This is a genomic window from Microbulbifer mixtoriginis (SeqCode), from assembly GCF_052467945.1.
Genome location: NZ_CP174328.1, coordinates 922,212 through 933,226 on the forward strand (window position 1 = coordinate 922,212; position 11,015 = coordinate 933,226).

An 11,015-nucleotide genomic window follows, 5' to 3' on the forward strand; every position below is an offset into this window, starting at 1 on the left:
GAGAAAGGGATAACCGCCAACACCCTGGCAATTCAGCATGAATCAGCTATGCACGTTCTGGGGCAAAAACACATGGTTGAGTTTAAGGGCGACATTCAAACCAGGCTCCAGCGCATTGATGGCAAGTTGGAGCGGTTGATTGAGCAGGCCACAAAGCTCATTGAATTGGTTCTGGCTGACAAAGAGCTAGGCCAATTCTTTGAGGCAACACAGCAAACAATCAACAATTGGAAGAATAAGCATCCCGAACTTTTTGAGTCAAAAAAAGGGTAAGAATTTAGCTGATGCCAACTAGCGGAGAGCCTCTTTCGAATTATAGCTATGAGACCGTAAAGAACATGCAGTACAACGGCAATTCTATCATTCAGGAATATACAGAGTGCTACCCTCCAGGCGCTACAGCTTGTTTAGTCTGGCCTCACAGTCATTCATTGGGTGGCTCAGTTCCAGAATGAGCAGGCTGGCAAATAGTACAAGCCGATTCCCTGTGAGTGTGAAGCACGCAATAGATGTAGAGGCTATAGCAGGTTTGTTAGCTTACATCAGAAGAGGTATTTGTCTTGGTTGGTAGCTTGATTGGTTAAAGAAATAAGTCTTGGCGTGGCATTGAGGGTCAGCGAATATTTTACTGTCACTCTTACTTACCACAATACTCTTCAAAATCATCTGAGGTGTTTGGAAAACCAGCCTTCTCTGCCAGCTCCCATGGGCGTTCACACGCGTTTGTTTTTGCGCACCAAAGGTAGCCAGCTGAAGCTATACATCCATGTTTATCCTTATCTGAGCCTACACCAGGGCTAGGATCTCCAGAGTTTTCTGAAGAACATCCCATTAAAAGTAGCATCAGAGTAAAGCTGGTAAGCTGCAAATATTTCAATATAAAAATCCTCGTTAAGTTAAAAATTGAGACACTGGTTAAATGTGTATGGAAATCTAGGGTAAAGAAATTTCTTATGATCATCAAATGATAGTTTTGTACTATTCCAGCCAATAGTAGCAGAACTGTATCCAGATACCATTATGGCTGGATAAACGGCAATCTACTTCTGTTAGAGGAATGTCTTGTGTATGACTAAGTATGCAATAGTGGTTGTATGTTCGATGAGGATGTAGGGGTTGCACTTGGCTCTTGATTTGGATGCCGAGATTGTGTTGGATTCTTTCTTTTTGCCCTTTACTGGCTGGCTGGTCAGCCTATCTAAAGTTTTTTTATAATATTGATTTTCAGGCTCTTTCAAACTGATTATTGGCCAGCAGTTGAGCGCTTGTTTTTTTGGGTTTGGTTCTTTATAAGCCTTCTTTTTAAGGTTAAATAGAATAATGATTTTTTTCTTAAGTTAGGAGGTGGAGGGTTGTTGAGACTTTTTTATAGATTTATGGTTTAAATATTTAAGGGCAGTATTGTAATGGTTTTCTATTTCTGGTTTATTTGATGGGTATTGATAATTTTTATTGGGTGAAGCTGTAAATTAGTTTGTGCTTGTAATGCCCATTTATTGGATTCTGGTTCTAGATAATAGCTGCTGAATGGGTTGATATATTTGTAATTTGAATTTAAAAAATTTCACAGGGCTTGTCTTTTAAATATCATTAGAGGTTCGCCTTTTACTTAATTTTCTCCAAAACTGCTAATTTCTATTCAAGCAGATTAGTATCTAATTAGAGCAATTTTGTTATTTCCAATTAGTCTTCTCGAAAGCGGGTGGTGGTTTGTGCAGGTTAAATCTTGCTGAAAAGTTGATTGAGAGTCATTTGATTAGTGGAAAAATGGTTCCAGGGGAGGTTTTGCAGCTCAAAATTGATCAGGTTCTCAGTGAGGATGCCACGGGTACATTGGTCATGCTAGAGCTTGAGGCTCTGGGGGCTAGATCTGTAAAAGCTGAGCTTTGTGCGCAGTATGTAGATCATAACCTTCTAAAGGCAGACCACAGAAATGGGGATGATCATGTTTTCCTGGAGAGCGCCTGTCGAAAATTTGGACTTTGGTATTCACGCCCCGGAAACGGAATTAGTCACCCTGTACATATGTCTTGTTTTGGAATTCCTGGCAAAACAATGCTTGGAGCTGATAGTCATACCTGTGCTGCAGGTTCACTTTCCATGCTGGCAATGGGCGCAGGGGGAATTGAGATTGCTTTGGCGATGATAGGATGTCCACTCACCTTGGTCATGCCGAAAGTTTTAGGGGTGTATTTGGAGGGTAATCTGCAGTCATGGGTAAGTGCAAAAGATATTATCTTGGAGCTTTTACGTAGATACACCGCTAGTGGCTGCTGGAATAAGATTGTTGAATATCACGGACCCGGATTAAAAAACCTAACTGCTATGGATCGGCATGTTATTGCCAATATGGGGCATGAGATGGGGGCTATAACCAGTGTTTTCCCGGCTGATGATCAGGTTAGGTTGTTTCTTCGCCAGCAGTCTAGAGAGGAAGATTTTACAGAACTGAGCGCTGATGAAGGTGCTACTTATGATGAAGAGGCCTTTATTGATCTGTCCGAGCTCGAGCCAATGATTGCTTGCCCTTCGCGACCAGATAAGGTGGTGAAAGTTAAAGAAGTTAGCGGCAGACCGCTCTCCCAGAGCTATATTGGGTCTTCGGCAAATCCCGGCTTACGTGACTTCTCTATACCGGCATTAATAGTGAGTGGTCGTCATGTGCCAGATAATATGTCTTTCGATATAAATCCCTCCTCGCGCCAAGTGCTACATGGCCTGATCCAGAGCGGTGATCTCGAGAGGTTAATAGGGGCGGGTGCTAGTTTGCATGATACCGGTTGCGGCGGTTGTATTGGGATGGGGCAGGCCCCAGCGAGTGGTCATAATAGCCTCAGAACGGTACCGCGCAACTTCCCTGGCCGCTCAGGAACCAAAGAGGACCAGGTTTATTTGTGCAGCCCAGAAACCGCTACTGTGAGTGCGCTCACTGGGAAAATTACAGACCCCAGAGAAATGGAGATGGATTATCCCGTTTATGAAGAGCCGGAAACCTTGTTGGATATGCGACCGCTGATGGGGGCCCCGCAAGAAATTCCCGTAAAAGTGGAGTTAAAAAAAGGGCCCAATATTAAAAAACTGCCGGTTATGGAGAAAATGCTTAGCGTGATTGATGGGCCGGTTATATTGAAAGTAGAGGATAATGTCACTACGGATGATATTATTCCCGCTGGTGCTGAGGTATTGCCAATGTGGTCAAATATCCCAGAATTGAGTCGCCACACCTTTTCCAGAATTGATAACTCCTTTTATGAGCGAGCGAGAGAAATTGAAGAGGATCTATTTCTTGTAGCGGGGCACAATTTGGGGTATGGATCTGGACGAGAACATGCGGCAATTACTTTGCGCTATTTAGGTGTTCGTTGCGTCATCGCTAAAAGTGTTACTTTGCCCTATAGGAAAAACCTTATTGATCACGGAGTATTGATATTGACCATGGGGAATGAGAGTGATTATCAGTTTTTTGGTGAGGGAGATAGACTTCAGTTTTTTGATCTTGCGAGTCTCACTGGTGACAATACGTATTTGGAGCTTAAGAATCTTAGCCGTAATAAAACGATATGGTTAAGGAATGACTTATCTGATAGGGAAGTTGAGGTAATTAAGTTTGGCGGAAGGATTAACTATATCAAGGGTGTTTCTGGTGGATAAATAGAAGGTGGTGGAATATTTTAATTAAAATTGTAGGTTTTGTTGGTAGGTTGGCTTATCAGAAAATTGTATACTTATTAGGATAAGCGTTTAGAAGTGTTGTTACTTTTTCGGGTTGTTTTTTGATGTTCCTACGTATTATATCCATGGTATTGATATTTGTAATTGTTGGTTGTAATGAGGGTACATTGCAATCGTCATCTGATTTGGCGGGGCCTATAGAAGGGGAGGCTTCAGAGGATTGTGAAAGCAATCGGTATAAGTTGTTAGTCCGCCTTTCCCTGGCTCCAGTCACACTGGGCGGAGAAGATGGCTGCAAGGTGGTCTCAGGTTTGTGGATGGACCCCTATAGCGGCAAGTTTATTCAACAGGCTTCCGATCTGGATGTTGAATCGGTTGTTCCTGAGTCGTGGGCTCTTCGTCATGGCGAGGGGCTGGAGTAGCAAGCAACGTAGGGTCTTTGCTGAAGACCCGGCCAATACCTGGTTGATTGGCAAGGGGCACGGCCTGAGCCGGAATGGCCGAGGGCCTGATAAGTGGTTACCTCCTTATCAGCCCGCTCGAACTATTTATATGCAGCAGTTTAGAGCTATTGCCAGAAAGTACAGGCTCGCTCAGTAAAAAATTGAGAAGTACACCCCATAGCAAGCCACTTATTGCTGGCTTGCTATAAAGTGATCTCTTACATTGCGTGTAATCATTTTCAATCAAATTATATTGTTTCAAGGCTGCTAATTCTGTTATCGATCCTTCCTCTTCTTTTTTGAATTTCCAATATCCCATTTTACTTTCTTGGCTGGCTAATTTATTTACTGGTAGCTGGTTGTTGTATCTGAATTGTGGACATCAATAGAAATCTCTTTGGGGTTCTTAAAGAATTCTGACATTAATTTCAGCCTAGTGATAAGGGACACCTTCTACCTTTGGCTTAAAGGCTAGGTTCTGCGATCACTTGAACTTCTAGTGCGTTGGGGATTGTGGTAGTGATGTGATTATTGAAGGCCGCATAATTGAAGATATTCTTGATCCGTTAGGCATCATAAATTGGTAAAGTAACACCTTAAATCAGTTTCCAGTTAGAGGAGGGGGTATGAATAGAATTGCGGGAGTTTCGGCCGTAGGTATGGGGCTAATCTATATCGCTGCTTTTATATTTTTTGGTTTATTTTGGGCTTTCCCGTCCGCCGGAAGCCCTGCTGAAAAGATGAATTTTTTGGAGGAAAGTCAATTGCTTTTTAATATTGTATACACATTGATGTATTTAGTCTTTGCTGTCTTGTTGGGGTGTTTGGTAGTAGGTTTATATGAAGAGCTAAAAAATAAAAATGCTGGACTCACCATTTTGGCGTCGCTGTTTGGGGCAATCTGGGTGGGATTGGTGATTGCTAGCGGTATGATTGCCAATATTGGGCTTGCCTATGCCATTGGATTGATGGAGCTCAGCCCGGATAAGGCTTTTGAAGCTTGGGGTGTGATTTACCTGATGGTTGAAAGCCTGGGGGGTGGCAATGAGTTGGTGGGTGGCCTCTGGGTACTCATAATAAGTTCAGTCGCTTTGCGAGCGAGAGTGTTTTCAATATACCTGAATCTAGTTGGCCTGATCGTTGGTACTGCAGGTGTCGCCACTATTTATCCAGAGGAAATTTTTAAGGAAATATTTGGCGTAAGCCAGATCGTCTGGTTTATCTGGATTGGAATTTCCCTGCTTGGGAAAGAGCAAGAGGGAAATGATTGGGTGGGAGCAGAGATAGTTAATAGGTAGCTGAGAGATCAAGAGAATTTTCCGACGGTTTTTTGAATGGCACGCCAAAAAATGAAAAAAGCGTCTATCCTTTCATTGGGTCAGGTAGTCTTTCACGAGGTGCCTTGGCTAGTGTTTCCGCTGTTATGGAGCTGGAGTGAGGCCTGTAAGGTAGTAACTCGCTATATTGCGCACAGCCCAAAGTGACCAGTCGGTATCGGCTTGGTCTGCTCCTGGGAAGCGAGCGGATTGCATATTACCTGCTGTCAATTCACGGGGTAATGCCCCTGAAAACCTTGGAGATTTTATTGTGAAAAGCACGCATTTCATCCTTCCCTTGGTAATTGCCAGTCTTGCTGCTTCTGCTGCCCTGGCAGACAAACATCCCAAGAAGCCAGCAAAGGACTGGACCTGTGCCGACTTCCTGGCTATTGACGATGAATTTAAGCCAAAGGCGGTGTACTGGGCTTCAGCTTACTCAAAGCGTGGTAAGGAAGAGGGTGACATGTTGGATATCGATGGCACTGAAAAGGTGACACCGATGATTATTACGGCTTGTACCAAAGCGCCGAAGGAGTCTTTTTGGGCCAAGTTTAAGGATGAATGGCATAAAATGGGGCGTCATCACGGCAAGGACAAGTCTGATAATAAGGTGATGAATATGCAGGGTGGTAGCGGTACTAATAATACAGGTACCAGCCCGAATGGCACTACGAATCCAGGCACAACCCCCAATGGCACTAATGATGGCAGCGGTAACAATAATATGCAGAAGCAAAAGCAGAAACAGTAGCGCCTATCAGCTAACTAAGGTGATACAAGCCCGGCTTAGCCCGGGCTTTGCTTGTTTGGGAGAGGGGCTTGGGGAGGCCTCTAAGCGTGCTGTTTTGAGGAGGAGCTGCTATTGTTGCCCGATAGTGCGCAACAAAGGGAGTTGAGTTATGACGAAGGCGGCGAGGGAAGAGGCGAAGCGAGGCAGGAATATAAACCGCTCTGCTAGGATGTTTTGGGGTGGTCTTCTTCTGGCGGGGCTTTTTCTGGCGCTTTTTATGCATTCAGCTAAAGCACTGGTTTCATAAGCTGACAGAGGTGTTGAAGTAAAGTTGATGCGTTGCGGGGGAGTGATTAATGGCGCCCCCGGGTGGACTCGAACCACCAGTCCGGACTTAGGAGGTCCGTGGTTTATCCTGTTAACCGACGGGGGCAGATCGCAGTTGGTTGCGAAGGGCGGCCATTCTATCTGTTACGAGGACAAATGTCATGTCGTGTTTATCTTCTCTGTCTATCTGAGAGTGTCCCCTTACTTTTCCAGAAACCGCTAAAAATTTGAACCTTGTCACTTGAAGTAACATGACGGCGACAGGGTTACTGCACTTCCCGCAGTTTCTCTTCTCTTTCACTTTCGGCAATTCTTGGTAATTTTCTCAACTTATCTTGTTAGCTTTGTAACATTTAATGGGTTAATTCGCGGATGATTTTGCATGACGGAATTTTAAAATATTCTGCAGTAAACCTGTCATAGTTGTCTTGTAAATTTCTGCTTGACCAGGATTGTTTGGCATCGCTAATCTGCCAATGCACCGTAAAGTGCGATAAGGATGTTTCTGCTTTCACGGATCAAGATTATGGAGTTTCGTATGGGTGTTAACGTAAACGAAAAGCACATGGTTTTTGATGATGTGGATATTCCACAAATTGCAAATGAAGTACTAAGGCAAGCTACATCTCAGCCGCCACGGGATGCTCGTCGCATGGTTGAGGATAAACTGGAGGAAAGACGCTTAAGTCGAGAATTATTGGATTACGACTTTGATGCCTAGTTAAAAAAACAATTAACCAATAGTCTTAGGATAGTGCGGTGTTTGCCAGGTTGATGTAGGTGATATAAGAGCGTTAACAGGGTTCGCCGCACAATTAAATTTTTCGCCTTTGCACTCTTTCTTGTTAATGCTTGGTTTGCATTAGTACCAGCTAATCGAAGCTAGCTGGATCTACGTTATAAGTATCTCGCCTACCTTCTTTCGTCTATTTCAATTGATAAAAATCAAGCGGCCAACAGCCGGTCATTGAGCTTCATGCTGAGGGTTATTAGTATTTTTAAACCATCTCTGGTGCTGGTTTCTAAAATGGGAATTAATTTTGGAATTGAGTAGGAAGGGGGTGCCGGCCATAGGCCAGAACCCTCTGTGAAACATGAATGGCCAGAACAATTTACATTTGTGTAACCGTATCTTCCTTGTCTTCTTTTTTCTTGCCGCCAAACCAGCCCATCAACTGCTTGAGTTTGTAAGAAAACTTTCCTCGCTTGGCTTTGCGTTCTTTATCGGCAGCGCTTACCAGCCAGGCAACTTGAATAACCAGGCGCTGTCCCTCAAAGGGGAGGTGGCCATGGAAGGAATTCTCGGCGCGCTTAAAAGCAGCAAGTGTTCCGTAAGAAGGGGGAACTTCTGGGGCGACGGTATCTTCGAAGTCGTCAATGCGCTTTAGAAAGCGCAAGCAGCCGTTGCCATCCAGCGTCCATTCAGGATTGAGGTAGAGTAAGGCCGTGGCAATTTTCGATTTGCCATCGGTGTGAATTCTGCCGTGACGCTTTTTCAGGGTACGGCTGATAGATACATAGGTCGGATACTGGGAGAGTTTTTCTATTCCTAGATTTTCCCCAATCGCATCGGCGAATTCCGGATGGGTAAATTCCTCAATCAGGGTATTGATGGAGTCTCCACATTCATGTTTCTCGTAGGGGAGGTAGCCGGCCCCTTTTAATTGGGGAAAGTCCTTTAGAAATGAAGGCATCATCTCTTTGGTTAGAACGTCGCTGGCCACAAAGAATGGGAAGGGTTGTTGATTGACTAAGGTATCGTCGCTTTTAATGGCGCTGGTATCAAGCCAGCGTTTGGCATCCACAGCTAGGCTAGTCATTATTGTGTGTCCTTACAGGCTGGTCCGGTGTTTTTATTCAGCACCGGGTTACATCAAAAGTTTCTGTTGATGTTGACTACTGAGTCTCCCTCGAATTCCTATGAGGGGTGGTACTGGGTACCAACTCACAACCCTCAGGAAAATATCAGAGCTTGGGCATGGGGCCAATACTGGCGTAAAAAAACCCGCTGAATTCCTTAAGATTCTTGCTTGAGATCAAGTTAGTGAGGTCAGGAGCGTTGAATATCATGCAATTAGCACAAGTGCCGGTATAATGCCGTTCAGATTTTCATCAGAGTGGTTTAATCCAAGCAATGTCTGTGACTCCCAAGTCCCCAGCTGTATTGCAAGTGCGCCATCTCGCCTGTGAGCGAGATGGCCGGCGCTTGTTTGAGGGTCTTGATTTCTCGCTGGATGCCGGCGGGGCAATCCAGATCAAGGGAAGCAATGGTGCCGGTAAGACCACACTGTTACGTACCTTGATCGGCAGCACCAGTGATTTCAATGGGGAGATTCTCTGGCGCAATAGCCCCTTTCCCAAGGGGCTGCGCGCTATGCGCGAGTCCCTTTTGTATATCGGCCACCGCGGTGGGGTTCGGGGAGGTCTTACGCCTCTGGAAAACCTTACTTGGTATGGGGCTACAGAGACCTCGGCGATGGAGGCTCTGGACAGGGTTGATCTATTCGGCTTTGAGGGTGCTCTTTGCAGCAGCTTATCGGCGGGCCAGAACCGCCGAGTGGCGCTGGCGCGACTCTTTCTTCCCCTGTCGCCCTGTTTGTGGATTCTCGATGAGCCCCTGACCGCTCTGGATGTCACCGGTGTTGCGGCACTGGAAAAACAAATGGCTGACCATCTTGCATGTGGCGGCTCTCTCCTTCTGACCTCCCACCAGCCTCTCAACCTGCCTGGCTTGGACTTTGTCGATTTGTCTGACTATGCAGTTGAGGAATCTTTTAATGATATGGGGGGAGAGCATGTCTTTAACTGATGTCCAATTACAGTCTGTTGGAGCACGCGCTACCCCAGGTTTTGTGGCGCTCTTTAAAATTGAAATGCTCCTGGCATTGCGCAAGCGAGCAGATATTGCCAACCCACTATTATTTTTTGTAACGGTTCTCGCTCTCTTACCATTGGGAGTGGGACCAGAGCCCGAACTATTGGCGAAAATGGCGCCGGGGATGATTTGGGTGATGGCGTTGCTTGCCACCATGCTCTCTCAAGAGAGTTTGTTCCGTGGGGACTTTGAAGATGGCACTTTGGAGCAGTTAGCACTGTTGCCCCAGCCCCTATATTTTGCCGTATTGGCTAAATCCTTGGTGCACTGGGTCGCAACGGGCCTGCCACTGGCACTTTTATCTCCGCTCCTGGCGTTGATGTTGAATTTGCCCTCTGAAGGGTATTTGTGTTTGTTTGTGTCGCTGTTTTTGGGGACCGCGAGCCTCAGTCTGATCGGCGCTATAGGTGCGGCGCTCACTGTGGCTCTGCGCCGCCCCGGGTTGTTGCTGGCGTTAATTGTTATGCCACTCTATGTGCCCGTGCTAATCTTCGGCACCGGCGCGGTGCAGGCGGCAATAGATGGCTATGCCTACAGCGCGCAGCTGGCGATTCTGGCCGCACTGTTGGCTGCTGCCGCAGCCCTGGCACCACTGGCGGCAGCGGGGGCAATACGTATCAGCCTGGATAATTGATTCGGAGGTCTTCTTGGCTTGGCAATGGTTTCACCGTTTGGGTTCACCGCGTTGGTTCTATCAAAAAACCAGTGGCTGGTTGCCCTGGCTGGCATTGGCCAGCGTTGTTTTGTTGGTGACGGGTTCGGTATGGGGTCTGGGGTTTGCCCCTGAGGATGCCAAGCAGGGCAATAGCTATCGTATTATCTTTATCCATGTGCCGGCGGCTTTCCTGGCCCTGGCAGGCTATTACATTATGGCGATCAGCGGCGCCATAGGCCTTATCTGGAAGATGAAACTCTCCTTTGCGGTGATGCGCGCAGCGGCTCCAATCGGCGCGGTACTCACCTTTATATCCCTTTTTACTGGCGCGGTCTGGGGAAAGCCCACCTGGGGCACCTACTGGGTTTGGGATGCCAGGATTACCTCAATGTTGATCCTGCTGTTTCTTTATATCGGTGTGATGGCGCTGTCCCAAGCGGTTAGTCGCGAGCAGGTGGCGGACAAAGCCAGTGCGCTATTAGCCCTGGTCGGGACGGTGAATATCCCAATTATTTACAAGTCGGTAGACTGGTGGTTCACCCTCCATCAGCCGGCAACTATCCGCCTGACAGAATCCAGCAGTATCGATCCCAGTATGTTTTACCCGCTGCTGGTAATGATTATCGGTTTCTATTGTACCTATGCCTGGACCCTGCTTATGCATACTCGCGCGTTGATACTACGCCGCGAGATGAAAACCCAATGGGTACAGCAGGAATTAGCTGGGGAGAAGTAAAGTGCAGTTTCAATTTGCCAATTTTGCAGACTTTCTGGCGATGGATGGCCACGGCATTTATGTGTGGATTTCCTTTGCTGTTACTTTTGCGGCTCTCGCAGCCTTAGTCCTCTACCCACAGTTGGCGCGGCGGCGTCTACAGCGGGAGTTGCTTAAGCAGCAGCGCATTGCACAGCGCCGGCGCAAGGCTAAGGCGCAGCAGGCAGATATGGAAGAGCCAGCCTAGCTGGTAATCGATAGGGTTTTTCGCCCGGTGGC

General features: G+C 46.5%; 13 protein-coding genes and 1 tRNA gene. 10 read left to right on the forward strand and 4 right to left on the reverse strand.

Features of this window, described 5'->3' with window-relative positions; genetic code table 11:
- The first annotated feature begins 48 nt into the window (after positions 1 to 48).
- On the forward strand, positions 49 to 273 hold the full coding sequence (locus ACJJIJ_RS04070; protein WP_444938708.1) for a hypothetical protein: 225 nt from the start codon (positions 49 to 51) through the stop codon (positions 271 to 273).
- A gap of 364 nt (positions 274 to 637) precedes the next feature.
- On the opposite strand, the gene ACJJIJ_RS04075 is transcribed toward ACJJIJ_RS04070, so the two are convergent.
- Positions 638 to 877 carry a hypothetical protein gene (locus tag ACJJIJ_RS04075; protein ID WP_444888564.1) on the reverse strand — a complete coding sequence of 80 codons (240 nt, stop codon included), beginning with the start codon at positions 875 to 877 and terminating at the stop codon, positions 638 to 640.
- An 833-nt stretch (positions 878 to 1,710) separates the two neighbouring features.
- On the opposite strand from ACJJIJ_RS04075, the gene ACJJIJ_RS04080 reads away from it, so the two are divergent.
- Positions 1,711 to 3,651: an aconitate hydratase gene (locus ACJJIJ_RS04080; protein ID WP_444938709.1), complete on the forward strand. Its 1,941-nt coding sequence runs from the start codon at positions 1,711 to 1,713 to the stop codon at positions 3,649 to 3,651.
- A 125-nt stretch (positions 3,652 to 3,776) separates the two neighbouring features.
- A complete protein-coding gene (locus ACJJIJ_RS04085; RefSeq protein WP_444938710.1) occupies positions 3,777 to 4,094 on the forward strand; it encodes a hypothetical protein in 318 nt (105 codons plus the stop codon).
- 97 nt (positions 4,095 to 4,191) lie between these two features.
- Here ACJJIJ_RS04085 and ACJJIJ_RS04090 read toward each other — a convergent pair whose 3' ends face one another.
- Positions 4,192 to 4,434 (reverse strand): hypothetical protein, encoded by a 243-nt coding sequence (locus ACJJIJ_RS04090; RefSeq protein WP_444938711.1) that lies wholly within the window; start codon positions 4,432 to 4,434, stop codon positions 4,192 to 4,194.
- Between the two features lie 307 nt (positions 4,435 to 4,741).
- Here ACJJIJ_RS04090 and ACJJIJ_RS04095 point away from each other — a divergent pair, with 307 nt between their 5' ends.
- Positions 4,742 to 5,413: a hypothetical protein gene (locus tag ACJJIJ_RS04095; protein ID WP_252085310.1), complete on the forward strand. Its 672-nt coding sequence runs from the start codon at positions 4,742 to 4,744 to the stop codon at positions 5,411 to 5,413.
- A gap of 289 nt (positions 5,414 to 5,702) precedes the next feature.
- Complete coding sequence (gene hdeA / locus ACJJIJ_RS04100; RefSeq protein WP_444938712.1) at positions 5,703 to 6,185, forward strand: acid-activated periplasmic chaperone HdeA; 483 nt, start codon at positions 5,703 to 5,705, stop codon at positions 6,183 to 6,185.
- Between the two features lie 336 nt (positions 6,186 to 6,521).
- Here hdeA and ACJJIJ_RS04105 read toward each other — a convergent pair.
- Positions 6,522 to 6,597: transfer RNA gene (locus ACJJIJ_RS04105), tRNA-Arg, on the reverse strand.
- 432 nt (positions 6,598 to 7,029) lie between these two features.
- Here ACJJIJ_RS04105 and ACJJIJ_RS04110 point away from each other — a divergent pair.
- The gene (locus ACJJIJ_RS04110; protein ID WP_444898608.1) at positions 7,030 to 7,212 is read left to right on the forward strand and encodes a PA3496 family putative envelope integrity protein; all 183 of its coding nucleotides are present in this window, start codon (positions 7,030 to 7,032) and stop codon (positions 7,210 to 7,212) included.
- Positions 7,213 to 7,603: 391 nt separating this feature from the next.
- Here the strand turns inward: ACJJIJ_RS04110 and ACJJIJ_RS04115 are convergent, their stop codons facing one another.
- Positions 7,604 to 8,311: a 2OG-Fe(II) oxygenase gene (locus ACJJIJ_RS04115; protein ID WP_444898607.1), complete on the reverse strand. Its 708-nt coding sequence runs from the start codon at positions 8,309 to 8,311 to the stop codon at positions 7,604 to 7,606.
- A 314-nt stretch (positions 8,312 to 8,625) separates the two neighbouring features.
- Here ACJJIJ_RS04115 and ccmA point away from each other — a divergent pair, with 314 nt between their 5' ends.
- The 4 genes from ccmA to ccmD are packed head-to-tail and all read left to right on the forward strand — an operon-like array spanning position 8,626 to position 10,983.
- Entirely contained in the window at positions 8,626 to 9,300 is a 675-nt protein-coding gene (gene ccmA, locus ACJJIJ_RS04120) for a cytochrome c biogenesis heme-transporting ATPase CcmA (protein ID WP_444938713.1), read from the forward strand.
- The gene (gene ccmB, locus ACJJIJ_RS04125; RefSeq protein ID WP_252085315.1) at positions 9,287 to 10,000 is read left to right on the forward strand and encodes a heme exporter protein CcmB; all 714 of its coding nucleotides are present in this window, start codon (positions 9,287 to 9,289) and stop codon (positions 9,998 to 10,000) included. The genes ccmA and ccmB overlap by 14 nt, the downstream gene beginning before the upstream one ends.
- A 13-nt stretch (positions 10,001 to 10,013) precedes the next feature.
- Positions 10,014 to 10,757 carry a heme ABC transporter permease gene (locus ACJJIJ_RS04130; protein ID WP_252085316.1) on the forward strand — a complete coding sequence of 248 codons (744 nt, stop codon included), beginning with the start codon at positions 10,014 to 10,016 and terminating at the stop codon, positions 10,755 to 10,757.
- 1 nt (position 10,758) lies between these two features.
- Positions 10,759 to 10,983: a heme exporter protein CcmD gene (gene ccmD, locus ACJJIJ_RS04135; protein ID WP_252085317.1), complete on the forward strand. Its 225-nt coding sequence runs from the start codon at positions 10,759 to 10,761 to the stop codon at positions 10,981 to 10,983.
- The last annotated feature ends 32 nt before the right edge of the window (positions 10,984 to 11,015 follow it).